The organism is Caenibius tardaugens NBRC 16725 (assembly GCF_003860345.1).
GTDB lineage: Bacteria > Pseudomonadota > Alphaproteobacteria > Sphingomonadales > Sphingomonadaceae > Caenibius > Caenibius tardaugens.
The window spans coordinates 3,505,088-3,530,000 of sequence record NZ_CP034179.1 but is presented as its reverse complement, the minus strand read 5'-3'; the positions used below and the strand labels follow the sequence as shown (position 1 = coordinate 3,530,000).

Here is a 24,913-nt window from a genome sequence, read left to right as displayed (position 1 = left end):
CCCCTAGCGGAACAGTATTGCTCCAGCGATCCCGCCAAATGCAAGGATCGCCGGCGTTGCCAGCCTTCCCTTCAATTTCCACGCGCCGAACAGACACAACACCAGAAGCCCCGCTGGCACGAGCAGGTTGGACGCCTGCATAAAGGTTGCCTCAGCCAATTGCAGCAGCGTTGCCGTAATAGTCCCGACCACTGCCGCGGCCACACCATCGAGAAAACGATGTAGTGTGGCATTGGCGACCACGGCTTCCAGATGTTCGTAAAAGATCATGGAAAAAACAAAGGCGGGCAGAAACATCCCGGCTGTGACCGCAAGCGCACCGCTTAACCCACCGGCCATATAACCGGCGAAGGTGCCGAATATGACCAGCGGTGCGGGCAGAATACCGGCCAGCGCCACGCCGTCCAGAAATGTCGCATCCGAGAGCCATGCCCTGCCCACTGTATCCTGCCTGACATAAGGAATGGCGGTATAGGCCCCGCCGAATGTCAACAGCCCGCCTTTCAACCCGGCGATGAACAGCGCCAATGTTGTCGCCGGGACTGCTATACCCGAATGGACCGCGCCATCGCCCACTCCGTTCCCCGGCCAAACCAGCCAGGCGATAAACGAGGTTACCACCACAAGTGCACAGGCCAACGGCGCATTCAGTGCCGCCATGTAAACGAGACCTGTGACCAGCAAAGGCACCCAGAAGGGTACTTCAGCAAGAGTCGCTCCCATAGCGACAAGGGCCAGCAACAACAGCGTCATGTTGGGCAAGGCGTGCTGTCCGATACGCTGCACCGCCCGGACTATCACGGCGAGAACCGCAACCTGCAAGCCAAGCATAACACCGTGCAGTGCGTCTTTCCCCAGCACGTACGTGTTGTACCCCCAGGCGATCAACAGCATCAGGATGAACCCGGGCAACATAAAGCCCAGACCGGCAAGCAAGCCGCCAATGCGCCCCCGTGCGGTCATCCCCAGATGCACGCACAATTCATGCGCTTCGGGACCGGGCAAAATCTGCATCACCGCCAGCAGCCTGTTGAAGCGGGCACTGTCGATCCACTTTTCCTCGTCCACCAGCGCGTGGCGGATCATGGCAATCTGCGCGACGGGGCCCCCGAATGCGAGGCAACCGAAACGCAAAAATTTGAGGAACAACCGCAGCAGCGAAATGGCAGGCGGCATCACGGATACATCAGGAGAAACAGTGTCGGTCGTCATCACAAGCTCCAGAGCCGCACAGGCGGCCATAGGAGCGGACTTGGACGACCATCACCGGGCAGCGTCTGACCGGGCGTCCGCATTGGCCCGTTCGCTTACTATAGCAACAATTGTGACAAGCAGAAGATGGAGAATTTGCATCATTCATGCCGTGTTATCGTATCACAAGGTTACTGATGTCATCGAAATGTAATACGATCACACGATGCATTGGTCCGACATGGAACAGCAACTTAGCGATTCGATCAGCAGCCCCGCCGCAGAACCGGCCGTTTTCGACGTCCCTGAGGGCGGAGGGCGCTATTTCAACCGCGAACTAAGCTGGCTCAGCTTCAATCGGCGCGTGCTCAATGAGGCGCGGAATACCGATTACCCCCTGCTCGAACGGCTCCGGTTTCTCTCGATCTCAGGCAATAACCTCGACGAATTTACGATGGTCCGGGTCGCCGGCCTGGTCGGTCAGGTCGAACGCCGGATCGAGGAGATCTCGATCGACGGTTTGACACCATCCCAGCAGTTGTCAGCAGTGCGCAAATCCGTGCTCGAATTGCTGAATGAACAGCAACAGGCATGGGAAGAACTGCAGGACCTCCTCGCCAGGGAAAACATTCTTGTCGTCGGGGATGATTATCCTTTCGATCCCACCCAGCTCGAATGGCTCCAAAGCCATTTCCTCAATGCCGTGCTTCCCGTGGTCACCCCACAGGCGATCGATCCGGCCCACCCCTTCCCCTTCATTGCCAATCAGGGAATGGGCATCCTGTTCTCCCTGACCCGGATCGCGGATGGTTCGCCGGTCATGGAAATGGTGATGATCCCGTCCGCCCTGCCGCGCTTTATCCGTCTGCCCGGCGAAAAAGCCGTCTACATCAGCATCGAAGATCTGGTCTGTCGCCATGCGGCCCTCCTCTTCCCCGGTTTCCGGATGAACGGGCACGGCGTGTTCCGCGTCCTGCGGGACAGCGATATAGAGATTGAGGAAGATGCCGAAGATCTGGTGCGGTACTTCCGTACCGCGATCCAGCGTCGTCGTCGCGGGAAAGTGATCGTGCTGCAACTGCAGGGCGCGCTTGACCAGTCTGCCGAACAGTTGCTGCTCGATCAGATGGGCCTCGATCAGGCCCTGGTCATCAATACCGGCGGTCTCGTCGGCATGGCCGGGCTGTCGACCATCGTCGATGAAGACCGGCCGGACCTCAAATTCGAACCTTACAACCCCCGTTTCCCCGAACGCATTCTCGAACACGATGGCGATTGCTTTGCTGCCATCCGGGAAAAGGATCTGATCGTTCATCACCCTTACGAAAGCTTCGAGGTGGTGATCGACTTCCTGCGGCAAGCGGCAAGTGACCCCGATGTCGTGGCGATCAAACAGACGCTTTACCGCGCAGGCAAACAATCAGGCATCATTGCCGCGCTGATCGCCGCAGCGGAAGCCGGGAAATCGGTCACTGCCGTCGTCGAACTGAAAGCACGCTTCGACGAAGAACAGAACCTGCTTTGGGCGAGCCAGCTGGAACGCGCTGGCGTGCAGGTCATCTACGGCTTCGTTGACTGGAAAACCCACGCCAAGGTATCGATGGTCGTTCGCCGCGAAGGCGATGGCTATCGCACCTACTGCCACTTCGGCACCGGCAACTACCACCCGGTAACCGCAAGGATTTACACCGATCTCAGCTTCTTCACGGCCGACCCCAAGGCCGGGCGCGATGCGGGTCGGCTGTTCAATTTCATCACTGGCTACATCGAACCGCGCGAAATGGAATTGCTGTCCCTTTCCCCCATCGGCTTGCGCGACCAGCTCTACGCCTGCATCGATCGCGAGATCGAGAATGCGAAACAGGGCAAGCCCGCCGCAATCTGGGCAAAAATGAACCAGTTGACGGACGAAGGGCTGATCGAACGGCTTTACGCAGCCAGCAACGCGGGTGTGGAGATCAGTCTGGTCGTACGCGGAATTTGCTGCCTGCGCGCGGGAATTCCAGGAATGTCGGAGCACATCGCCGTGAAGTCGGTGATCGGCCGCTTTCTCGAACACAGCCGCATCTGGGCCTTTGCCGCCGGGGCTGCGCTCCCCAACCCCAAGGCGGACGTGTTCATTTCCTCTGCAGACGGGATGAGCCGCAATCTCGATCGGCGTGTGGAACTTCTGGTTCCCATCCGCAACAGCACTGTCCATGATCAGGTGCTCGATCAGGTCATGCTGGCGAACCTGCTGGACACGGAACAAAGCTGGCTACAGGAACCGGATGGCACCTACCGGCGCATGGAAAAAGGCGACGAGCCGTTTAATTTGCACCGCTATTTCATGACCAACCCTTCCCTGTCCGGACGCGGCGCGGCACTTGCGAGCGGTCGCAAGGTACCGAAGCTTTCGCTGCGGCGGGGCGCGGCCCGATAGAGGCGGGCCACCGTGGCAAACGACCGGACGAACAACGTACAATGAACGCAGAACGCGCAGTCATAGATATCGGATCGAACACGGTTCGCCTCGTCATTTTTGGCGGACCTCCGCGTGCCCCGACGATTCTTCTCAACGAAAAAGTCACCGCACGCCTCGGCAAAGGCGTGGCCGAGAACGGACGCCTATCGGACAAATCGATGCAGGCGGCCCTGGCTGCGCTCGCTCGCTATGCGACCATCCTGCGCCTGCGCCGTGTCGAACATGTCGATGCTGTTGCCACCGCCGCTTCCCGCGACGCGGAAAATGGTCCGGAATTTCTGGCGGCGGTGCGTGCACTGGGATTGGATGTCCGTCTGCTGTCCGGTGAAGAAGAAGCCATCACCAGCGCCACGGGGGTTACCGCAGCTTTCCCCGGTGCGTGCGGTATTGTCGCCGATCTTGGCGGCGGCAGCCTCGAACTGGTGGACATTGAAGGCACCAACTGCACCCATGGAACCAGTCTGCCGCTGGGGACATTGCGCCTGCCGCAACTGCGCTCAGAGGGCAGCGTGCGATTTACCCGCCGGGTTCACAAGATGTTGGAGGCGGCCGACTGGACAGGCAGCGCCGGGCTCCCGCTCTATCTCGTAGGCGGGTCTCATCGTGCGCTCGCCCATTATGCGATGCATGCGCTCGACTGGCCGTTTGACGATCCGCATGGCTTTTCGATGTCCGCCGATGAGGCCCTGAACCTTTGCCAAGTCATCGACCGGGGCAAACTTTCGACGTCGATCCCCATGGTATCGGCCTCACGACTTGCCATGTTGCCCGATGCGGCGGCTCTTCTGGCGGCGCTGATCACCGACCTTCAGCCCGAACGCATCGTTTTTTCGTCATGGGGCTTGCGCGAAGGCCTGCTGTACAGGCAGCTTTCACCTGCCCAGCAAGCGCTGGACCCTCTGCTGGCTGGCGTGACGACTTTCGCAGAACAACTGGGATGCCCGCGCGGATTTGCTGACACAATTGCACAATGGACATCCCATGCCTCCATCCCCCACGAAGAAGGGCACGATCGGCTCCGTCTCGCAGCGACCATGCTTTCGCTGGCGGCAAACCGCATGGAACCGAATTTGCGTGCGGAAGAATCGGTCGAATGGGCATTGCGCAAGCGGTGGGTCGGTATCGACGGTGAAGGCAGGGCCATGATTGCAGCCGCAGCCTGCACCAATGCCGGGCATGAAGCCGTCTTTCCGCAGCTGGAACGCATCGCTTCCTCCAGACAATTGCTTGCGGGGCGGATCTGGGGATTAGCAATCCGGCTGGCACGCCGGTTCAGCGGCGGCACCACCGATGCGCTGACGCAAAGCGCGCTCACTGTGGAGAACGGAGAACTGGTGTTATCCCTGCGGGAATCCGTGGCCACGCTGTACACCTCAGCGGCTGAGAAAGATCTCAAGGCATTGGCGCAAGTGCTGGGAATGAAACCGGTAAGCCGTATTCTCGTGACAGAAAGCGCCGCAATTACCTGATTGCTCCCGATGCGACCGCATCCGCGGCTGAGCGGATCGCCGCATAGATCGTATCGAGATCGTCAGGCTCCACACAATAAGGTGGCATGACATAAACCGTGTTGCCGAGCGGGCGCAGCAACACATCGCGTTCACGAAAATGGGCCAGCAATCCCGGCCCGAGATTGGAAAGGTAGGCGGCGTCGCCTCCACCCAGTTCCATAGCGGTGATCGTCCCGCAGCGGCGGATATCGTGGATGGCGGGATGGCCTTTCAATCCTGCAAGCTGGCGGTCCTGCCGCGCAGCCAGCGCAGCGACGCTATCGAGAACCGGCTCTTCGCGCCAGATCGCCAGATTTTCCGCGGCCGCTGCGCAGGCGATGGCATTGGCCGTATAGCTGGAGGAATGGAAAAAGGTACGCGCCCGATCGGTGGAATAGTGCGCATCCCAGATCGCTTCGCTCGCCATCGTAACCGCCAGCGGCAACGATCCACCGGTCAGCCCCTTTGAAAGGCAAAGTAGATCCGGCACCACCCCGGCCTGTTCGCAGGCCAGCAGCGTACCCGTCCGTCCCCACCCGGTCATAACTTCATCAGCTATAAAGAGAACGCCATAACGCACACATATTTCGTGCATTTTTGTTAAAATATCATGCGAGTATATGCGCATGCCGCCAGAGCCTAGAACAAGCGGTTCGACAATGAACGCTGCAGCTCCTGCCCGGCACTGCGCCTCAAGGGCGTCCAGCGTTGCCTGCGGATCGGACGGAAAAGGAATGCGGCCCACATCAAACAGAAGTGGTGCATAGGCCGCCGTGAACACACCGCGCGCGCCCACCGACATCGTGCCGATCGTATCGCCATGATAGGAGCTTTCCATCACCACAATACGGCTGCGCGGCTCCCCACGATTGGCCCAATAGCCCAGCGCCATTTTCAGCGCGACTTCCACGCAGGTGGAACCGGAATCGGAGAAAAATACCCTTGTCAGAGCGGGCGGCATGATTGCCGTCAGGCCGCGCGCCACGGCTTCGGCCGGTTCATGCGTCCATCCCGCGAAAATCAGCTGATCGAGATGTTCCGTCTGGTTCCGGATTGCCGCCATGAGCCGGGGGTGACAATGGCCATGCGTCGTAACCCACCAACTGGAAATCGCATCGATAATGCGACGATTATCCTTGGTATAGAGCGCTGCACCCACGGCATGGGAAACCGTAGGGACAGGCTCGCCCAGCCCATGCTGCGTGAACGGGTGCCAGATCGGGGACTGCGTCAAAGCTCGATTCTTTCCGCAAAAGACCGCCTAAGACTATGTTGATCAATAGGATTTATGATCGGCAGGCGCCCGAGGTGCCGTACCCCGCCTATTCGGCAAATCGTGGCCTCGCTGTCCGCGTTCCCTTCACCAACAAAGGCGACGCCATGAACCGCCACGCCACGGGCCTTCAGCACCTCGATCGTCATCAGCGTATGGTTGATCGTCCCCAGCGTCGTACGCGCGACAACAATTGCAGGTAACCCCCAACGCGCCATCTGGTCCGCCACGGTCAGGTCATCGCGCAAAGGCACCAGCGCCCCGCCCGCGCCTTCCACCACCAGGGGACGATTTTTCGGTAGCGCAAGCGGCCCATCCGCAATCGTTACACCATCGATCTGCGCCGCCCTGTGGGGCGAACAAGGGGTTGTCAGGCGATAGGCTTCGGGCAGGATACGATCGCGCGGCAACCCCGAAAGCGCGGCAACCCGCTCGGCATCTGTGCCGTCGGCAATGCCTGCCTGAACGGGTTTCCAGTACCAGCCATCCAGATACCCGGCGAGCGCGGCACTAAACACCGTCTTGCCGACATCAGTATCCGTTCCGGTTACAGAAAATCCGTTCATTTTAGCACCCTGGCGACATGATCTGATAGATCATCAATGTTTTTCTCAGTCACATTCAATGTCAGCGACAGACGCAGCCGCGATGTCCCCACTGGAACCGTCGGTGGGCGTATCCCACGAATATCGAACCCGGCCTCCTGCAGCGCCTGCGCAATCGCCATGGTCCGGGCGTCATCGCCTATGATGATTGGAATAATCTGCGAACCGCGCGCAGACACACCAAACGCTGAAAGATAATTTTCCGCATAAGAAACAAGACTCTTAAGCCTATCTCTTCGCTCCGGCTCATCAATGCATATACGCAACGCTTCTCGTATCGCTGCGGCCATCAGGGGACTTGGCGCAGTGGAAAAAATGAAGCCCCGCGCACGGTTTACGAGATAATCGGTCACCACCCGTGCACCTGCCACGAGAGCCCCCTCGCACCCGAAGGCTTTGCCACATGTATGTAAGGTAATGAGGTTTTCCCGCCCCTGCAAATGCCCCGCGAGCCCCCGGCCGTGTTCGCCGTACACGCCACCGGCATGCGCTTCATCCACCAGCAGCACCCCTTCATGCGCATCGGCAAGTGCCATCAACCCATCCAGCGGCGCCATATCGCCATCCATGGAATAGAGGCTTTCCACCGCAATCCACGGGCGACCCAGCCCGCCTTTGCCACGCCAGCGGGCGATCGCATCTGCGAAGCTCTGCACATCATTGTGTTCAGCCACGGCCCGGTCAGCCCGGGTCAGGCGAAGGCCTTCGTGCATACTGGCATGGATCAGCCGGTCATAGACAACCAGATCGCCCTTCTGTGGCAAGGTCGCCACCAGCGCGGAATTGGCACCATAACCGTTAGCAAAGTAGAGCGCAGTGGCGCTGCCCAGGAACTGCGCGGCTTCCCGCTCGAGCGCCTCGTGTTCTTCATGATTCCCGCGAAGGAGGCGCGAACCGCCTGATCCCACAGGCACACCCCGCTCCAGCGCATTCACTATGGCGCGTTTCAGACGGGCATCACCGGCTAGGCCGAGATAGTCGTTAGAAGCGAAATCCACGCCTTCGCGTGGACGCAAGGACCGTAACCGCGCCTTTTCCGCCAGAGCGGCAAGGTCGGCTTCATGGTCTGCAAATGGACCGGACATGCGCGCGCTTTGCCCCATGCGCGCCCATCATTCAACCGCGCATCACGCATGCGCATCGGGAACGACGCGCGTTTCACGCACGGCGAACCGCCATGTTTGAAGGCCCTACGTCACGCAATTGCGTTTGGTTGACTTTCATACTATGAGGCGCGCAAGCGCCCCGGCCCTGTCGAAGCCAACCTGCTTCGTCTGCCGGGGCGCTCTTGTTTTTTCACATGAAAAGGGCAAGCCCATGTCGCGTCGCCGGCAAATTTACGAAGGCAAAGCCAAGATTCTCTATGAAGGCCCCGAACCGGGCACGATCATCCAGTATTTCAAGGATGATGCCACCGCGTTCAACGCCCAGAAGAAGGGCACGATCAACGGCAAAGGTGTGATCAACAACCGCATCAGCGAGTATGTGTTCACCCGCCTGAGCCACATCGGCATTCCGACTCACTTCATCCGCCGCCTCAACATGCGCGAGCAACTGGTGCGGCAGGTCGAAATCGTGCCGATCGAAGTCGTCGTGCGCAATGTTGCGGCGGGATCGATCTGCACCCGCCTTGGTCTGGAAGAGGGCGAACCGCTGCCCCACACCCTGCTGGAATACTATTACAAGGACGATGCGCTGGGCGATCCCCTGATCGCGGAAGAGCACATCGCCTGTTTCGGTTATGCCAGCAACGAGGAAATGCAGGACATTTCCGCGATGGCGATCCGTATCAACGACTTCCTTTGCGGGATGTTCGCAGCGATCAATATTCGCCTTGTCGATTTCAAGCTCGAATTCGGCCGCATCTGGGACGGCGATTTTTCCCGCGTCATACTGGCGGACGAAATCAGCCCCGATGGCTGCCGCCTGTGGGACATGATGACAGGCGAAAAGCTCGACAAAGACCGCTTCCGTCGCGATCTGGGCGGCGAAGAAGAAGCCTATCAGGAAGTTGCACGACGCCTGGGTCTGCTCGAAAGCGACGGTCCGAGCGAAGTGCTGGACCTCAACGTCCACCGCAAACTGCGCGGCAAGAAGTAAGGCTTCTGCCCGCAACCGGTATGGATCTGGCACCTCCGGGGCACAGTTTTGTCGCCCCGGTGGTGCCTGCATCTCATTGGCAAGCCCTTGGGGGCGATCTCCTCTGAACAAACCTATTTCGCCGCGCGCACTTGCCCTGCACCGCGCCTGAAGGCATAGGCTCGCTGCGATTCCCATTCCGCGAAAATAAGGCCCTATGCCCATGAAAGTCCGCGTCCACGTCAGCCTGAAGAACGGTGTGCTCGACCCGCAAGGCCGCGCGATCCATCATGCTCTGGAAGGGCTCGGCTTTTCCGGTGTCAACGATGTCCGGGCTGGCCGCCTGATCGAACTCGACGTCGATAACGGCGTAAGCGACGAAGCGCTGGACGAGATGTGCCGCAAGCTGCTCGCCAATATGGTGATTGAAAACTACCGGATCGAAAAGGTCGCGGCGTGAGCAGTTTCCGCTCCGCAGTCATCACCTTCCCCGGTTCCAATTGCGACCGGGATATGGCCGTGGCGCTGGAACAGGTGTCGGGCACCCCGGCCCTGCGCGTCTGGCACGGCGATGCCAGCCTGCCCGAAGGTCTCGACTTCATCGCTCTGCCCGGCGGATTTTCCTACGGCGATTATCTGCGTTCCGGCGCGATGGCCGCGCGCAGTCCGATCATGCAGGCCGTGGTGGATGCCGCGGGCCGTGGCGTGCCCGTTCTCGGGGTATGCAACGGCTTTCAGGTTCTTACCGAAGCGGGCCTGCTTCCCGGCGCGCTCATGCGCAATGCCAGCCAGAATTTCATCTGCCGCACAGTGGCGCTCAAGGTGGAAAACAGCCAGTCCCTGTTCACCGCAGGTTACGAGACTGGACAAATCGTGGCCATTCCCGTCGCGCACCACGACGGCAACTATTTCGCTGACAGTCAAACGCTGGATCGGATTGAAGGCGAAGGCCGCGTGGCTTTCCGCTACGCCGAACAGGTCAACGGTTCGGCCCGCGACATTGCTGGCGTGCTGAACAAGGCCGGCAACGTGCTGGGCATGATGCCGCATCCCGAACGCGCCATCGAATCCGCACACGGCGGATCGGATGGGCGTGTGCTGTTCGAAAGCGCGATTCGCAGCCTGATAGCGGCCTGATCCCGCATCAGGCCGCGCTGGCATCGCTGCACCGCGCGCCGATCAGGCGAGGGAACAGTCGGCCGCTCTGATCGGAAACAGGCACTGCACATCTTCGGCAGCCATAGGCCTGCCGAAATGGTACCCCTGTATTTTTTTGCATCCCAGTTCGCGGATCAGCTGGGCTTCAAGGCCGTTTTCCACGCCTTCGGCTGTTGTCGACATATCAAGACTGCTCGCCATGGCGACAACGGCCCGAATGATCGCAAGACATTCCACGTTACCCTTGGCGGCACCCTGCACGAAACTGCGATCGACCTTGATCGTCGAAAAACGCAGCTTCCTCAGATAACCAAGCGAAGAATAGCCGGTTCCGAAGTCATCCAGCGCGATACTGCAACCCAGGGCAATGATTTCTTCCAGCGTCGCGCGGGCCATCACGTCATCGCGAAGAAAGATACTTTCCGTCACCTCGATTTCGAGGCGCCGGGGGTCCAGCCCGCTCGAAGACAGGGCGCTGACCACTGTCGATGCAAAATGGCTGCCCAACAATTGCTCGCCCGATACGTTGACTGCCACTTTGATATGATCAGGCCAACGCATTGCCTCCTTGCAGGCCTCGCGTAAGACCCATTCACCAATCGGCACGATCAGACGTGTTTCTTCCGCAAGCGGAATGAATTTGGCCGGACTGATCGATCCATGCTCCGGACTGATCCAGCGAAGCAAAGCCTCGAAGCTCACAACATCTTCGCTTTGCGCATCAACCACGGGCTGATAATTCAGCGACAATTCGTTCCGTTCCAGCGCATGGCGCAACGACAGCTCCAGTTTGCGGCGTTCTTCCGCATCCTGATGCAAGGAATGCTCGAACGCGACGTGACACCCCCGCCCGGCATCCTTGGCACGATAAAGCGCCAGGTCCGCATTGCGCATCAACGTCTCGACTGTCACCCCGTCTCGCGGTCCGGTTGCCGATCCGACACTGGAGCCGACGTAGAGTGTGTGATTGTCCACCTCGTATGGCTGCGACAACAGCGTGATCACCGATTGTGCAACGCCATCCACGCGCACCTTGTCGGATGCATCACGCACCACGATGGCAAATTCATCGCCCCCCAGACGGCCGCACAGTTCATTGCTGCTGATCACGCTTTTCAGACGTTCGGCGACTTGCGCCAGCAATCTGTCCCCAATCTGATGGCCGAGTGAGTCATTGATCTGTTTGAAGCGATCAAGATCGATCATCATGAACGCGCATCGGCTTTTCCACTGATCGGCGTACTTCATCGCATCGCCCAGTGCTTCCATCAGCATCATGCGATTGGGAAGGCCGGTCAGGGTGTCGTAGCGCGCAAGATAAGCGATCTTGTCGGACGATTCCCGCTGTTCGGTAACATCCGATCCCACACCCCGGAACCCGATGAACTTGCCCGTATCATCAAGCTTTGGCGTGCCGGACAGTTCCCACCATTTCTGCTGGCCGCCGATGTCGACCCTGACAATGATGTTGGAAAAGCTTTCCTGCCGCTTCATCCGTTCAGCCAGATCATGCAGGCTTGGCTGGAATTGCCCGGTTTCCCAGCTTGATCCCGCGATCAGCTTGAGAAATGGCGACCCTTCGACGGCATCGGCATCCTGACCCAGGGCGTAGGCAAAACGCGGGCTGACCGAACGCACCCGACGCAGGCTGTCCGTCTGCCACAACCAGTCCGCCTCGCTTTCCTCGAACTCACGCAGCAGCAGCGACACGACTTCGTTTTTCTCGGCAACACCTTCTTCGGCAATACACGCCATCAGATAGTTGCGTGCGCCATTGATAGTGCCGGCAACCGCGACGAGTATGAAGATCGCCACGATGGCAACCATCAGATATTCGCCGCGCTGCCCCAGTGCGAGCATGACCGACCCGCCGGTTATACCGATGAACAGGATCGCCCCAAGCGGAACAGGGGCCTGCCACAACGCCGCCCCCGTCATCAGCAAGGCCAACACACCCCAGACGGCGAATGCTTCCTCTGTAGGCGCGAACTGCGTAAAAATGGCCATTGGGACGGCCCACAACGCGGCAAGCAACGCGGAAAAAATCAGGTGGTGTTGAAAATCACGCTTACCGACAGGGTGGCGTTCGAGATCGGCCAGACACCTGTCCGTCCGAAAGTTGACGTAGATTGCCGCCAGCACGGCGGCCATCCAGCCCAGCAAAGCCCAGGCAGGAAGAATATCAGCGAACATTGCGACAATCGCGAGGCTCGCAGCCAGGTGCAGCAACGATCGGCCAAACGCCGCCTGAACGAGATGCGCAACCTGCTGGCTGCGGAACCGGCCCCAGTTCGCATCAATCCGTCCACCGAAGCCGAGCAACAGCCTCAGCGGCAAATCCGCAGGGTGCGTTTGCGATTCGGATCGGTAGATCGACACATCCCCGCATTATGGGGACAATGGTTGCCATGCTGTAAACGATTACAGAATTGCGCTTATTCCACGGTAACCGATTTCGCGAGATTGCGCGGCTGATCCACATCCGTACCTTTGGCTACAGCGACATGATAAGCCAGCAACTGTACCGGCACCGCATAGACCAGCGGCGCAATCAACGGATGAACCCGGGGCATTTCGATTGTCGCCATGCACCCCTCTCCCGCTTCGGCAATCCCCGCCGCATCCGATATCAGCACCACCTTGCCGCCCCGCGCGCGCACTTCCTGCATGTTGGAGACGGTCTTTTCGAACAGGGGCCCAGACGGCGCCAGCACAATAACCGGCACGGCTTCATCGATTAGCGCGATGGGACCATGCTTCATTTCCCCAGAGGCATAGCCTTCGGCGTGAATGTAGCTGATTTCCTTGAGCTTGAGCGCCCCTTCCAATGCCAGGGGATAATCGGGACCTCGCCCGAGATAAAGCACATCGCGCGCCGGGGAGACAAGATGCGCCATCGCCGCAATCTCCTCGTCATGCGCGAGCGCTGCATTCAATGCTGCTGGCGCTTGCAACAGATGATCGACAACACTGGCTTCCTCATCGGCATCCATGCGCCCGCGCGATACCGCGAGATGGGCCGCCAAAGCCGCCAAAACGGCAAGCTGACAGGTAAAGGCCTTGGTCGACGCCACCCCGATTTCCGGCCCGGCATGGGTCGGCAGAAGCAAATCCGCTTCGCGTGCCATCGAACTGGTCGGCACATTGACCACGACCGCGATCGTCTGCCCTTCTTCCTTGCAGTGCCGCAAGGCCGCCAATGTGTCGGCGGTCTCGCCGGATTGGGAAATAAACAGGGCCAGACCGCCCTTTTCCAGAACCGGTTCGCGATAGCGGAACTCGCTCGCCACATCGATATCGACCGGCACCCGGGCAAACTGTTCAAACCAGTACTTTGCCACCATACCGGCATAATAGGATGTGCCGCAGGCCACGATCGTCACGCGGTTGATATTCGAAAGATCGAAATCGATCTGCGGCAAGGCAATCTGCCGTTCGAGCTGGCGAATGTAGGAACGCAGTGTCTGCGCGACGACCACCGGCTGCTCGAAAATCTCCTTCTGCATGAAGTGGCGATAATTGCCCTTCTCGATCGCCGCTGCCGATGCGCCCGAGGTCGTCACTTCGCGGGTCACGGGGTTATTGTGGCTGTCGTAGACACGCGCGCCATCACGCGTGAGGACCACCCAGTCCCCTTCTTCCAGATAGGATATCTTCTGGGTCAACGGGGCCAATGCCAGAGCATCGGAACCGAGATAGGTTTCACCGTCGCCATAGCCCACAACCAGAGGCGAACCGAGGCGCGCGCCGATCAATAAATCGGGATGCTGGCGAAACGCGATGGCGAGCGCGAATGCCCCCCGCAAACGCGGTAATACGGCCCGCACGGCATCCTCGGGGCTATTACCGGCCTCGACCTGTTCGGATACCAGGTGCGCCACCACTTCCGTGTCGGTTTCGCTCTCGAAAACCCGCCCACGCGCCACAAGTTCTTCGCGCAGCGCACGGAAGTTCTCGATAATGCCGTTATGCACCAGCGCCACTTCGCCCGTGGCATGGGGATGCGCGTTGCTGGTGGTCGGCGCCCCGTGAGTTGCCCAGCGGGTGTGTGCGATACCGACCGTGCCGTGCGCGGGATTTCCGGCCAGTTCCTTGACCAGATTGGCAAGCTTGCCTTCGGCCCGGCGCCGGATCAGTTGATTGTCCGACAAGGTGCAGACTCCCGCGGAATCATAACCGCGATACTCCATCCGTTTCAGGCCATCGACCAGACGATCCGCGACTTCTTCATGGCCGACAATGCCGATAATTCCGCACATAGACTGGCGTTTTCCTCAATAACCGATGGGGGGAAGGTAACCGTAAATTGATTGCGAGCTCGTATCGTCGGTTCTGTCAGGCAACAAGGTGAGAGCGATCAACCGCCCTTCTCCGTCGCTTTCTTCTTTTTCATGGCATCATGAAACCTGTCTGCCCAGCCCGGTTTGACCAATTGATCCGCGCGCACCATGCGCAGTTCCCCCGCATCGACATCGCGTGTTACCGCGCTGCCCGCTGCGACGATCGCATCGGCACCGATTTTCAGCGGAGCGATCAATGCGCTGTTGGACCCGATGAAGGCCCGCTCGCCGATTATGGTCTTGTGTTTGAAATACCCGTCATAATTGCAGGTAATCGTACCAGCGCCGATATTTGCCCCGGCCCCGACCTCGGCATCGCCAAGATAGGTCAGGTGATTGGCTTTCGCACCCTTGCCGAGATGGGCCTTCTTCATTTCCACGAAATTGCCGACCTTCGCCCCTTCGTCGAGCACCGCGCCGGGGCGCAGACGGGCGTAAGGCCCCACTTCCACGCCCGAGGCCAAAGTTGCCCCTTCCAGATGGGAAAACGCGCGAATCCGCACGTTATCAGCCACCTTTACGCCGGGGGCAAACACGACATTCTGTTCCACCGTCACATCGCGGCCCAGCTCGGTATCCCAGCTAAACCAGACGGTTTCCGGTGCGATCAGGCTGACGCCATCGGCCATGGCGCGATCCCGGCGGCGCCGCTGCCATGCCTGTTCCATGACGGCGAGTTCCGCGCGGCTGTTGATCCCAGACACATCGAAGGGGTCCGTACCGACAACGGCCGAATGACGGCCATCCTGATTGGCCAGATTGACGATATCGGGCAGATAATACTCACCTGCCGCATTGTCGTTCGTCACCCGTTCAAGCAGTGCGAACAGATCCCTGGCCTTCACCGCCATGAGCCCTGAATTGCAACGACGGCACGCGCGTTCAGCCTCGCTCGCGTCCTTGTGTTCAACCATTTTGACAATACGATCGCCTGCCCCCTCTTCGGAACAGATAACCCGCCCATAGGCCTGCGTATCATCCGGCTCGAACGTCAGTACGACGACTGCGGGGGCATCCTCGGCATTGAGCCTGTCCACCATGGCCTGCATCGTTGCCGTGGGCACGAACGGCACATCGCCATAAAGGATGAGGACATCGCCCGAAAAGTCCGCCAGCGCCTCTTGGGCCTGCTGCACAGCGTGCCCGGTGCCCAATTGCGGTTCCTGCCGCACCAATGTGGCACTGCTACCCAATGCCTTTTCGAGCTGTTCGGCCTTGTCGCCAACCACCACGACCTTGGCTGCAGGCCGGAGCGCGTCGACCGCATCCATAAGGTGCAACAGCATCGGGCGCCCCGCGACCGGATGCAGCACTTTGTGCGTGTCGCTTTTCATGCGGGTTCCCTTGCCCGCGGCGAGAATGATAGCGGCGATATTATTCATGGTGTGATCCTAGCATTTGCATTGCCCGATGCCAGCAAACGCTTGCAGTTTCCACAATCGGCAGGCAGTTGCCCGCCGCATGAACACGGTTGGCCCCAAATTCCCGTTCGACATCATCGGCTTCGATCTCGATGGCACTCTTGTCGACTCCTCGCAGGATCTTTGCGTGGCGTTGAATCATGCCCTTGCTTTCGCCGGGCGCGACCCGATTCCGCTGGAAGGCATTCGCCCTTTCATCGGTCGCGGGGTGCGTCGCATGCTGGAACAAGCCCTGATGATCGACGGGGAACTGGACGAGACCCGCTTTCGCCCGGCTTACAAGGAACTCCTGAGCTTCTATCAGTCCAATCTGGCGGTTCACACGCGCCTCTATCCGGGCTGCATCGCCATGCTGGATGATCTTGCCGCACGGGGATGCCAGATTGCCGTGGTGACCAACAAGTTCGAGAATCTCGGTCGCTCCCTGCTCGAACAGCTGGGATTGCTCGACCGCTTTGCAACTGTGATCGGTGGGGACACCATGGGTCCCGGCAAGGCAAAGCCAGCGCCCGAGCCGATCCTTGAAATGATCAATCGCTGCGGAGGGGGCAAAGCGGCCTTCGTAGGGGATACCACCATTGATGTGGGCGCCGCGCAGGCCGCCGAAATCCCCTGCATCGCCGTGGATTTCGGCCTCAACGATCGCCCTGCGGACGAACTTGGTGCCACCGCGATCATCAGCCATTTCGACGAACTGGTGCCCGCCCTTACCCGTCTCTAAGAACGGGTATCCGCGCCAATCCGCAGCGCAGCATCCCGCCCAACGACAAAAAAGGCCCCGCCGAAGCGGGGCCAGTTCAGTTCGGTCTTCAGGGGAGTAGGAGGATTAGAAGTCGAACTGTGCTCGCAATGCCACGGCATCTGTCGAATAGCTGCGCTTGTTGACCGTGCTGGTGGAACCCGGCTTAACCGTACCCGCGAAAGGCCCACCCTCAACTTCGGTGTGGATGTAGTTCAGCAGGAAACGCACGTAATCGTTCGGAATCCAGGTCACGCCCAGCAGATAGCCGGTCTGCGAACCACCCTTGCCGAAGCCGGATGTTGCGCTGAGCGGCGTACATACGCCCGTGTTAAAGTTGTTGGTACAGCCACGCTGCAATTTCGAGCTGTTCATGTTGAGATAGTCGACGCGACCCAGAATCTGGAATGCACCTGAACCGCCCTTGCCCATCGGCTTGAGCACTTTGGTGCGATCCCACAGGCCATTCTTATAACCGCGGGTTTCACCCGTCAGGAAGTAACCGATTTCGAAGTGGCCACCCCAGAACGACGGATTGCCGTCGGAAACCACTTGGGAAACGCTGGCAAACTGGTCCTGACCGGCGAGCACATCGCCAGCACGATAGCTGCGGACCTTGGCGTACTGCGCTTCACCACCGAAGTGCAGCGGGCCGAACACACCATAGGCTTCCGCACCGAAGATATCGTCACCCTTGGCCGCGAAATTGCCGGTATCGACAAAACGCTGACTGGTGGTCTGCAGGAACGGACGGGCCCGGTAGCGGACGAGTTGTCCAGCTGAGGGCGACCCCGTGCCGGCCGTCAATGCCGTGGAGCCGTTGTTGGCCTGGAATTCGCGGTGCTGGTAGTTCAGGCCAAGGTGGACGAAGCCCGAACCGACGAAAGGTGTATAGGTTGCACGCGCCGCGCCAATCCAGCCCCGATTGTCGAGCGAAGAGTCGATCGAGTGGGCAACAAACAGACCGCCATCGATACGGAACAAGTTGTCCTTGCTCTTGTAACCGACAGTCATACCCAAACGGCGAGTGTTGCCGAAAGCATCGTTCACTTGCGCACGTTCAATGAACGACGACCAACGCGAACTGGTCATCTGCTCCATGCCGTCGAGCGATTCCTGGTTACCCGCGGTCAGCGTCAACGGCCCCTTGTTGGGGTTCCAGCTCAGCACCACATCGCCGAAACCGACGCTGGAGTTCGCATAGTCGACTTCAGCCTTGTAACCGAAGTTGCCCGGCAGCGAGCCTTCGACGCCGATACGGATACGGCGGATGCGCGAGTTAAAACCGAAATCGCGCGAATTGAGATTGTCCGGCGTGCTCTGGTAGGCCGTGTCGAGCATCATGCGCCCACGCACCTTGAAGGACCAGCCTTCATCGGCATCGGCAAACTGCGGCGCGCCCTTCCAAGACGGCGCATTCTTGGCCTGGACCTTTTTCATGTCATCGACCTGCGCCTGCAGGGCTTCGATCTGTGCCTGCAGGACTGAGAGTTGCGCTTCCGTCGATGAAATGCTGGCTTCGCTGGTGCTTACCGACTGAAGGCTCGGATCGTCCGGCGACAAGGCGTCTGCCGGGGGTTCGGCTTCCTTGTCCTGCGCGTGCGCTGCAATCGGAAAAGCCAGCATGGCCGAAGCCAGAAGCGCGGACTTAAGGAGGGATGTTCTCATGATATCACCCTGTGATTTGTCGTTGTTTGGGGATGCAGGGTGTCCGGCCAAAGGCACGGCCACCCTTCCATCCAGCGTTACTTGAGATTCGCAGCCGTCATCGGCGTCAGCGAGGTCGCCATCTTTGCCGCGCGCTGACGAGCAGCGGTCGGCGAGGCAACCAGACCATGCGACTTTAGATAGCCATTCGGGCCGAACGTGGATTCCTTGACATATTCGGCTACGAACTGGCGCACGCCCGGAATGGCTTTCACGTGTGCGTTCTTCACATAGATGTAGAGCGCGCGCGCACCGGGATACTGGAACGAACTGATCGTCTGGTAGCTCGGCTGCACACCGGCAACGGACACACCCTTCAGCTTGTCGAGATTTTCTTCAAGATAGCTGTAGCCGAACAGGCCCACCGCATTCGGGTTGGCTGCGAGCTTGCGCACGATCAGGTTGTCGTTTTCCCCCGCATCGATGAAGGCACCATCCGTGCGGATGCCCTTGCAGATGCGGTTATACTTATTTTCATCTGTCTTCTTCAGCGCGGCAATGGCCGGATTCTTCGCGCAGACCGGCTCCATGAACAGGTCTTCCAGCGAAGAGCGGGTGCCGCTGGTCGATGGCGGACCATATACCTGGATCGGAATAGCGGGCAGGCTGGCGTTCACGTCTTTCCAGGTCTTTGCCTTATTGGGCTTGCCGAAAGGCGTCGCCGCAATGGCCATGTACAGATCCTTCAGGCCAATATTGGTCAGCTTGCCATTCTTTGCTTCGGCCAATGACAGGCCATCAAGACCAACCTGAATTTCCGTGATCTGCGTCACGCCGTTGGCAGCACAGGTCTTGAATTCGGAAGCCTTGAGACGCCGGGATGCGTTGAGAATATCGGGATGCTGTGCACCGATCCCTGCGCAAAACAGCTTTGCCCCACCGCCCGTGCCGGTGGATTCCACGATCGGCGTGGGCACGTTCTGGTTGGATGCGGCGAAACGTTCGGCAACAGCCTTGGTGAACGGATAAACCGTCGACGAGCCAACCACTCGGATGTTACGGCGCGTCTGCGCCTCCGCTGCCGTCGCCCCTGCTGCTACCGAAAATACCGTCGCTGCGATCAGCAACTTTTTCAATGAGGTATTCATTCTGCACCCATTGCATTCGAGTCGCCTCCCCCTCGGAGACGATGTCGAGCGCCCTAGGCATCGCGAATGACAGTACAGTGACGGTATTGTGACAGCGACTGTCACAATTGAAGGAAAGTAAAATTATTCAACAAACTAGATAGTTTTACTCGATGCGATAAATGCGTATTGCGTTGATATTCGCCTTGGCCGGAAAGTGCTCAATCCTCTACAATCTTGAGCAAACGCCGTTCGATTGGCGCCAACACACCGGGCAATTCATGGCCGCGCTTCAACACCTGCCCTGCTTCGCCAAAGAGAGTCCACATCCCCTGACGCGCGTGCAAAGCCGGGCGCTTTTCAATGCGCACCTCAGGCCGTTCCGCCGAACGCCGGAATGCGGAAAACAGCGCCGCATCCTTCTCGAAATCCATGGCGTAATCACGCCACTGACCTGCAGCGACCATGCGCCCATAAAGATCGAGAATGCGGTTGAGTTCGATCCGCTCAAACCCGATCTGCAACGGCATACGACCGGGAAAGGCAATCACAGATGGTCCAGCCCGCCTAGGCCCCATCAGCCATTCGCCTCTGTGCGCCGGACGCTACCCGCCTCGGCCTTGCTCGCAGCACGAAGAGCATCGAGATCGGCCTTCAGCATGGCCAATTGCTGTTCCAGTTCGTCAATACGATTGGCATCTGCCGGTTCGCACGGCTCCTTGCACGGTGTGCCATAGGGGACAAATTCGCGCAGCCACTGTTCCACCGAAACGAGTGTGGACCGGGCCTTGAAGCCAACCATTGTCGCGCCTTCGGGCACGTCGTCCGTCACCACGGCATTGGCCCCGATACGCGCCCGTTCACCAATCACGATCGGCCCGAGTATCTGCGCGCCCGATCCTACGATCACGTCATTGCGCAAAGTCGGATGACGTTTGCCGGCAATCCCGTTGGCCGGGTTCGTCCCGCCCAGCGTGACACAGGGATAGATCGTGACATTGTCACCGATTTCGGCGGTTTCCCCGATCGTGACAAATCCGTGATCGATAAACAGATGCCTGCCGATTGTGGCGCCGGGATGGATATCGATCGCTGTCAGCGCACGGGAGAAATGATTCACCATACGCGCAAGAAAATAGAGGCCGCCATCATAGAGCCAATGCGACACCCGGTGCATGGCAAGAGCGAGAACGCCCGGATAAAGGAGAATCTCCCAACGCGAACGCGGTGCCGGATCGCGTGCGCGGATCGAGTCCAGATATTCGACGAGATTATTGAACATCAGGCCTGCGATTCTCTCACCAAAAGACGACCAAAGCAAGCAAGGCTAGAACAGCCGAGGCTGCTCCGCACCTTGCACGGCCTCCAGCGCATCGCGCCAGATTGCCTGCGTTGCCGGTTGCTTACGCTCCAAACTGATCCGATCGATCGCGGCGACCAATCGCTCTATCCCGGAAAAGCTCCGTTCCACCCGAGGCGTGAGATAGGTAAGCGCGCCTTCGCCCAGTGCAAGGCCGCATTGTTCGGCGTGCGCTGAAATCAGCGCCGCAACCATGTCATCATCAGGGGCGCCCATGACCAGATGCAGAGCCGCTCCGATGCGGGAACGCAAATCCGGCAAGGTGATTTCCCAACCCGCACCACGGGAAACCAGCAAAAGAGGCGTTCCGCTTTCCTGCGCACGATTCCAGCGGTGAAACACTTCGGTTTCGTCCATGCAATCGGCATCGTCGATCGCATCCCCCAGCCCCTGTTCGACAAACCAGCGGGCCATCAACGACTTGCCCGACCGGGGCGGCCCGGCAAGCACGGCTGTGCGGAATGGCCAGGATTCCGGGGATGTCAGCGCTTCAACGACATGCTGGTTCGCCGAGCCAAGCACGATCCGTCCGGCGCGGCTTTCCGGTCCAGGCCGCAATGGCAGGGCAAACTGGCTCATAACAGGCTCTCGGAACGTGCCCCGACGGCACGCCCTATCGGCGAATACTCAGGGCGCTCTGCCCTTCGGTCACCTGCCAGCCACGCGCGCGCAAGGCAGATGCCAGTTCGCTTAGGCTGCCAGCATAGTTCACGCGCATCACCGACACGCCGCCGATGGCAATGCTGGTCGTCGCCGCGCTCTGGACACCGCCCGTGCCGCGCACCGATCCAAGCGCGGAATCAACAGCCCCGCCATCGGGGGACGCAAACTGCACCGTAAAGCTTGCCACCGGTTTCGTCGGCGCAGCAGGTGTCGCAACGGTGGGGGTCGGCACGGCGACAGAAACGGCATCAACAGGTGCGAGACTCGCGGCCTGGGCCTTACGTCCCGCATCGATCAGAGCCGCAAGAACCGGATCGATTTCGAGCCGTTGGGCGCGCAATGTCGGGTCCGGTTGCAGCAACCCGTTCTTTAGCGCCTCAGTATAAATCGCATCGAACCGTCCAAGCGCGGTTTGCAGCATGGCCGGAACCCCGGCTTCGTTCGGGGCATTGAGCGTAAAGCTGTCGAGATAGCGGCTGTCAGGACCGAAACGCGCGGTAAAGTGCCCCTTCACGGGGCCACCCGGCCACTGCCGCTCCACCCGCGCAATCGCCATCAGCACATCAGCAGCAGAAAACTGATCCAGAATATTAGTCCACCAAAGGCGGCTGCGACGCCCGGTCTGCCCGTAAGTCAGCAAGAGCGAATCACCACCCGCGCCCGAAGGGCGGACATAATCGATCGCGCTTGCCCCTGTCTGGTATTCCGCCCAGGCCTTCTGCCAAGGGTTGCGAACCTCAAATACCGTTTCCGCACCGCCCGAATCGAGCACGGGAATCAGCAGCATCGGCGCGGATCGCGCCAGCGGCCCGCCCTCGCCCAGAAGGGCGCCGGCACGAGTCCGATCGAACACAACGCCCAGAGTTGCGAGATAGCGGTGCGGCCCGATCTGTTCCTTCTCGACCACGATGGCAGCAACCATCGAATCGATCTGCGAATCACTCATGTCCGGGCCGCCGAGCTTCTTCCACCCGAGCTTCTGCGCCATTTTCCAGCCGTTCTCGCGCGCTTCTTCGGCATTTTTGCCGCGCACATCGACCTCAATGCCACCAACAGAGATATCGCCCGAATTCATCACAGGTGCGATCCCACGATCGCCCTCAACTTGCGCAAAAAGCGCCTCACGCGCCGCAAAAACCAGCAGAATTGCGAGTGCAGCCAGCCCAATCCAGATGATTGGCCGGCGACTTTGGGCGAAGAAAGGGGTGCTGATGGAATGGGCCATGGGGAAAACTGAAGGCCTTTTGCCCAAACAAGCTTGGATTTCCAAGCCGGAAAGCGTTAGGCGCGCCAGATGAGCGATGAGACATCCTACAGCTACGCCAAAGCGGGCGTATCGATTGCCGCCGGAAACGCCCTGGTAAAAGCCATCGGGCCACTCGTCAAAGCGACCGCTCGCCCGGGTGCGGACGCAGAAATCGGGGGCTTTGGCGGCTTCTTCGACCCCAAGGCAGCGGGGTACAACGATCCGCTGCTGGTGGCGGCCAATGATGGTGTCGGAACCAAGGTCAAATTGGCGATTGATTATGATCGGCATGACAGAATCGGGATCGATCTTGTCGCCATGTGCGTCAACGATCTGATCGTGCAGGGCGCTGAACCATTGTTCTTCCTGGATTATTTCGCCACCGGAAAGCTCGACAATGGCGTTGCGGAACGTGTCATCGCCGGTATCGCCGAAGGCTGCCGGATTTCCGGATGCGCCCTTATCGGGGGCGAAACCGCCGAAATGCCGGGGATGTATGCCGCCGGCGATTATGATCTGGCTGGATTCTGTGTCGGCGCGGTCGAACGTGGCGAACAATTGACGGGAGATCGGGTTGCCCCCGGCCATATCCTTTTGGGCCTTGGCAGTTCCGGCGTTCATTCCAATGGGTACTCGCTGGTGCGCAGGCTGGCGGCGGACAAGGCGTGGAAGCTTGATCGCCCGGCCCTGTTCGATCAGGACGTTCTGCTGATCGACGCGTTGATCGAACCCACGCGCATTTATGTGAAAAGCCTGCTGCCCGTTATCCGCAGCGGGAAGGTTGACGCGCTGGCCCACATTACCGGCGGTGGCCTGCTGGAGAACATCCCGCGTGCCTTGCCCGAAGGAGCACACGCCGTGATCGACGTGGACAGTTGGCCCCAGCCCCGCCTGATGGCCTTCCTGCAGGCGCAGGGGAATATCGAACCCGAAGAAATGGCCCGGACATTCAATTGCGGGATCGGCATGGTTCTGGCTATTCGCCCCGAACTGGTCGCGGAAGTCACCGCAGAACTGGTGAACGCGGGCGAAACCGTCCACCAGATTGGCGAAATCATGTCGGGACAGCGCGGTTGCACAGTGCGTGGCAAAGCAGGCAGCTGGAGCGCGAAAGCCGATTGGGATGCGCGCCACGATGCCTGACAGCGGGGCAGCAAAAGCCAGAGTTGCCGCGCTGATTTCAGGCAGTGGCACCAATATGGCCGCGCTGCTCTATGCCAGCCGCCAGCCTGATTGCCCTTACGAGATCGTGCTGGTTGCCAGCAACGATCCATCCGCTGGCGGACTGCGGCTTGCCAAAGCGGAAGGCGTTCCGACATTCGCCCTCTCTCACAAAGGCATGGAACGTGCAGCGCATGACAAGGCAATGGATGCGGCAATCCGTGCCAGCGGTGCCGAATATGTCGCGCTTGCCGGATACATGCGCATTCTTACGCCCGATTTCGTCGCCGGGTGGGCGGACAGGATGGTCAACATCCATCCCTCGCTACTCCCGAAATATCGGGGACTTCACACGCATGAACGCGCGATCGAGGCAGGTGACAGCCACGGCGGGTGCACTGTGCATCTGGTCACCGCCGACCTCGACGATGGGCCGATTCTGGGGCAGTCCCCGGTCGCCATTCTCCCGGATGACACAGCCGCCAGCCTCGCTGCCCGCGTGTTAATTGCGGAACATCAGCTCTATTCCCGCTGTCTGGCGGCACTGGTTTCGCGCGAATGCGATCCGGCGTGGCTGACGCAGCAGGTTCGTGAACAGGCAATGGCCTTGCCTGAGGCGGACGAGGTCGTCTCTCACGGAATGCCGTGTTTCGGGATCGTGGGCGGCAAGAAGTTTGCCTATGTCTCCAGCGATCATCACGGCGATGGGAAAGTGGCCCTGCTGGTCAAGATCAGCGGCGCAGACGAACAGGCCATGCTGATCGAACGGGATGCCGCGCGCTATTATCGCCCCGCATATTTCGGTGACGGCTGGATCGCTATCCGGCTGGATCTTGGCGACACCGACTGGAGTGCAATTGGCGACTGGCTGACGCGCAGCTGGCGCGCCGTCGCCCCGAAGAAACTCACCGCGCTGATGGATGCGGCGGACGCGTTCTGACTCCGCCCT

General features: G+C 59.8%; 21 protein-coding genes. 8 read left to right on the top strand and 13 right to left on the bottom strand.

Annotated features, from left to right (window positions below):
• Positions 1–3: 3 nt before the first annotated feature.
• Entirely contained in the window at positions 4–1,212 is a 1,209-nt protein-coding gene (gene chrA / locus EGO55_RS16590; protein WP_021688251.1) for a chromate efflux transporter, read from the bottom strand.
• Positions 1,213–1,432: 220 nt separating this feature from the next.
• Between chrA and EGO55_RS16585 the strand changes: the two genes are divergently transcribed.
• A complete protein-coding gene (locus EGO55_RS16585; protein WP_124916811.1) occupies positions 1,433–3,613 on the top strand; it encodes an RNA degradosome polyphosphate kinase in 2,181 nt (726 codons plus the stop codon).
• 41 nt (positions 3,614–3,654) lie between these two features.
• Entirely contained in the window at positions 3,655–5,124 is a 1,470-nt protein-coding gene (locus tag EGO55_RS16580; protein WP_021688253.1) for a Ppx/GppA family phosphatase, read from the top strand.
• On the opposite strand, the gene EGO55_RS16575 is transcribed toward EGO55_RS16580, so the two are convergent.
• Genes EGO55_RS16575 through EGO55_RS16565 form a run of 3 tightly spaced genes read right to left on the bottom strand, consistent with a single transcriptional unit; the run spans position 5,117 to position 8,108 of the window.
• The gene (locus EGO55_RS16575) at positions 5,117–6,379 is read right to left on the bottom strand and encodes an adenosylmethionine--8-amino-7-oxononanoate transaminase (protein ID WP_021688254.1); all 1,263 of its coding nucleotides are present in this window, start codon (positions 6,377–6,379) and stop codon (positions 5,117–5,119) included. The genes EGO55_RS16580 and EGO55_RS16575 overlap by 8 nt on opposite strands.
• Positions 6,376–6,984: a dethiobiotin synthase gene (gene bioD, locus EGO55_RS16570; RefSeq protein ID WP_021688255.1), complete on the bottom strand. Its 609-nt coding sequence runs from the start codon at positions 6,982–6,984 to the stop codon at positions 6,376–6,378. The genes EGO55_RS16575 and bioD overlap by 4 nt, the downstream gene beginning before the upstream one ends.
• The gene (locus EGO55_RS16565) at positions 6,981–8,108 is read right to left on the bottom strand and encodes an 8-amino-7-oxononanoate synthase (RefSeq protein ID WP_210766557.1); all 1,128 of its coding nucleotides are present in this window, start codon (positions 8,106–8,108) and stop codon (positions 6,981–6,983) included. The genes bioD and EGO55_RS16565 overlap by 4 nt, the downstream gene beginning before the upstream one ends.
• Positions 8,109–8,340: 232 nt before the next feature.
• Between EGO55_RS16565 and purC the strand changes: the two genes are divergently transcribed.
• The 3 genes from purC (at position 8,341) to purQ (ending at position 10,239) form a co-directional block, all read left to right on the top strand.
• Complete coding sequence (purC, locus tag EGO55_RS16560; protein WP_021688257.1) at positions 8,341–9,123, top strand: phosphoribosylaminoimidazolesuccinocarboxamide synthase; 783 nt, start codon at positions 8,341–8,343, stop codon at positions 9,121–9,123.
• Between the two features lie 202 nt (positions 9,124–9,325).
• A complete protein-coding gene (gene purS / locus EGO55_RS16555; protein ID WP_040714721.1) occupies positions 9,326–9,562 on the top strand; it encodes a phosphoribosylformylglycinamidine synthase subunit PurS in 237 nt (78 codons plus the stop codon).
• Positions 9,559–10,239, top strand: coding sequence for a phosphoribosylformylglycinamidine synthase subunit PurQ (gene purQ / locus EGO55_RS16550; RefSeq protein WP_021688259.1), 681 nt, complete (start codon positions 9,559–9,561; stop codon positions 10,237–10,239). The genes purS and purQ overlap by 4 nt, the downstream gene beginning before the upstream one ends.
• Before the next feature lie 42 nt (positions 10,240–10,281).
• On the opposite strand, the gene EGO55_RS16545 is transcribed toward purQ, so the two are convergent.
• The 3 genes from EGO55_RS16545 to glmU all read right to left on the bottom strand — a co-directional run bounded on the left by EGO55_RS16545 (position 10,282) and on the right by glmU (position 15,982).
• Positions 10,282–12,639 (bottom strand): putative bifunctional diguanylate cyclase/phosphodiesterase, encoded by a 2,358-nt coding sequence (locus EGO55_RS16545; RefSeq protein WP_021688260.1) that lies wholly within the window; start codon positions 12,637–12,639, stop codon positions 10,282–10,284.
• Positions 12,640–12,695: 56 nt separating this feature from the next.
• A complete protein-coding gene (gene glmS / locus EGO55_RS16540; RefSeq protein ID WP_021688261.1) occupies positions 12,696–14,519 on the bottom strand; it encodes a glutamine--fructose-6-phosphate transaminase (isomerizing) in 1,824 nt (607 codons plus the stop codon).
• Between the two features lie 98 nt (positions 14,520–14,617).
• Entirely contained in the window at positions 14,618–15,982 is a 1,365-nt protein-coding gene (glmU, locus tag EGO55_RS16535) for a bifunctional UDP-N-acetylglucosamine diphosphorylase/glucosamine-1-phosphate N-acetyltransferase GlmU (protein WP_021688262.1), read from the bottom strand.
• A 79-nt stretch (positions 15,983–16,061) separates the two neighbouring features.
• Here glmU and EGO55_RS16530 point away from each other — a divergent pair, with 79 nt between their 5' ends.
• Positions 16,062–16,742 carry an HAD-IA family hydrolase gene (locus EGO55_RS16530; RefSeq protein ID WP_021688263.1) on the top strand — a complete coding sequence of 227 codons (681 nt, stop codon included), beginning with the start codon at positions 16,062–16,064 and terminating at the stop codon, positions 16,740–16,742.
• A gap of 105 nt (positions 16,743–16,847) precedes the next feature.
• On the opposite strand, the gene EGO55_RS16525 is transcribed toward EGO55_RS16530, so the two are convergent.
• The 6 genes from EGO55_RS16525 to EGO55_RS16500 form a co-directional block, all read right to left on the bottom strand.
• Positions 16,848–18,428 (bottom strand): OprO/OprP family phosphate-selective porin, encoded by a 1,581-nt coding sequence (locus EGO55_RS16525; RefSeq protein WP_084619795.1) that lies wholly within the window; start codon positions 18,426–18,428, stop codon positions 16,848–16,850.
• A 77-nt stretch (positions 18,429–18,505) separates the two neighbouring features.
• On the bottom strand, positions 18,506–19,555 hold the full coding sequence (locus EGO55_RS16520) for a substrate-binding domain-containing protein (protein WP_040714556.1): 1,050 nt from the start codon (positions 19,553–19,555) through the stop codon (positions 18,506–18,508).
• A gap of 200 nt (positions 19,556–19,755) precedes the next feature.
• On the bottom strand, positions 19,756–20,112 hold the full coding sequence (locus EGO55_RS16515; protein ID WP_040714559.1) for a DUF2794 domain-containing protein: 357 nt from the start codon (positions 20,110–20,112) through the stop codon (positions 19,756–19,758).
• Positions 20,112–20,816: a serine O-acetyltransferase EpsC gene (gene epsC / locus EGO55_RS16510; protein WP_021688267.1), complete on the bottom strand. Its 705-nt coding sequence runs from the start codon at positions 20,814–20,816 to the stop codon at positions 20,112–20,114. Before epsC ends, EGO55_RS16515 begins: the two co-directional genes overlap by 1 nt.
• Before the next feature lie 45 nt (positions 20,817–20,861).
• The gene (locus EGO55_RS16505) at positions 20,862–21,473 is read right to left on the bottom strand and encodes a P-loop NTPase family protein (protein ID WP_021688268.1); all 612 of its coding nucleotides are present in this window, start codon (positions 21,471–21,473) and stop codon (positions 20,862–20,864) included.
• Between the two features lie 34 nt (positions 21,474–21,507).
• Complete coding sequence (locus EGO55_RS16500) at positions 21,508–22,632, bottom strand: heavy-metal-associated domain-containing protein (RefSeq protein ID WP_283234559.1); 1,125 nt, start codon at positions 22,630–22,632, stop codon at positions 21,508–21,510.
• Between the two features lie 219 nt (positions 22,633–22,851).
• On the opposite strand from EGO55_RS16500, the gene purM reads away from it, so the two are divergent.
• Positions 22,852–23,946, top strand: a complete 1,095-nt coding sequence (purM, locus tag EGO55_RS16495; RefSeq protein WP_021688270.1) for a phosphoribosylformylglycinamidine cyclo-ligase — start codon at positions 22,852–22,854, stop codon at positions 23,944–23,946.
• Positions 23,939–24,904 carry a phosphoribosylglycinamide formyltransferase gene (gene purN / locus EGO55_RS16490; protein WP_021688271.1) on the top strand — a complete coding sequence of 322 codons (966 nt, stop codon included), beginning with the start codon at positions 23,939–23,941 and terminating at the stop codon, positions 24,902–24,904. The genes purM and purN overlap by 8 nt, the downstream gene beginning before the upstream one ends.
• The last annotated feature ends 9 nt before the right edge of the window (positions 24,905–24,913 follow it).

What these genes read in the sequence shown, in the direction of transcription:
- purM (WP_021688270.1), top strand. Translation starts at nt 22,852, where the DNA reads ATGAGCGATGAGACATCCTACAGCTACGCCAAAGCGGGCGTATCGATT.
- EGO55_RS16585 (WP_124916811.1), top strand. Translation starts at nt 1,433, where the DNA reads ATGGAACAGCAACTTAGCGATTCGATCAGCAGCCCCGCCGCAGAACCG.
- EGO55_RS16515 (WP_040714559.1), bottom strand. Translation starts at nt 20,112, where the DNA reads ATGGGGCCTAGGCGGGCTGGACCATCTGTGATTGCCTTTCCCGGTCGT.
- EGO55_RS16525 (WP_084619795.1), bottom strand. Translation starts at nt 18,428, where the DNA reads ATGAGAACATCCCTCCTTAAGTCCGCGCTTCTGGCTTCGGCCATGCTG.
- epsC (WP_021688267.1), bottom strand. Translation starts at nt 20,816, where the DNA reads ATGTTCAATAATCTCGTCGAATATCTGGACTCGATCCGCGCACGCGAT.
- purS (WP_040714721.1), top strand. Translation starts at nt 9,326, where the DNA reads ATGAAAGTCCGCGTCCACGTCAGCCTGAAGAACGGTGTGCTCGACCCG.
- chrA (WP_021688251.1), bottom strand. Translation starts at nt 1,212, where the DNA reads ATGACGACCGACACTGTTTCTCCTGATGTATCCGTGATGCCGCCTGCC.
- purC (WP_021688257.1), top strand. Translation starts at nt 8,341, where the DNA reads ATGTCGCGTCGCCGGCAAATTTACGAAGGCAAAGCCAAGATTCTCTAT.
- glmU (WP_021688262.1), bottom strand. Translation starts at nt 15,982, where the DNA reads ATGAATAATATCGCCGCTATCATTCTCGCCGCGGGCAAGGGAACCCGC.
- EGO55_RS16565 (WP_210766557.1), bottom strand. Translation starts at nt 8,108, where the DNA reads ATGTCCGGTCCATTTGCAGACCATGAAGCCGACCTTGCCGCTCTGGCG.
- bioD (WP_021688255.1), bottom strand. Translation starts at nt 6,984, where the DNA reads ATGAACGGATTTTCTGTAACCGGAACGGATACTGATGTCGGCAAGACG.
- EGO55_RS16505 (WP_021688268.1), bottom strand. Translation starts at nt 21,473, where the DNA reads ATGAGCCAGTTTGCCCTGCCATTGCGGCCTGGACCGGAAAGCCGCGCC.
- EGO55_RS16500 (WP_283234559.1), bottom strand. Translation starts at nt 22,632, where the DNA reads ATGAATTCGGGCGATATCTCTGTTGGTGGCATTGAGGTCGATGTGCGC.
- EGO55_RS16520 (WP_040714556.1), bottom strand. Translation starts at nt 19,555, where the DNA reads ATGAATACCTCATTGAAAAAGTTGCTGATCGCAGCGACGGTATTTTCG.
- EGO55_RS16530 (WP_021688263.1), top strand. Translation starts at nt 16,062, where the DNA reads ATGAACACGGTTGGCCCCAAATTCCCGTTCGACATCATCGGCTTCGAT.
- EGO55_RS16580 (WP_021688253.1), top strand. Translation starts at nt 3,655, where the DNA reads ATGAACGCAGAACGCGCAGTCATAGATATCGGATCGAACACGGTTCGC.
- glmS (WP_021688261.1), bottom strand. Translation starts at nt 14,519, where the DNA reads ATGTGCGGAATTATCGGCATTGTCGGCCATGAAGAAGTCGCGGATCGT.
- purN (WP_021688271.1), top strand. Translation starts at nt 23,939, where the DNA reads ATGCCTGACAGCGGGGCAGCAAAAGCCAGAGTTGCCGCGCTGATTTCA.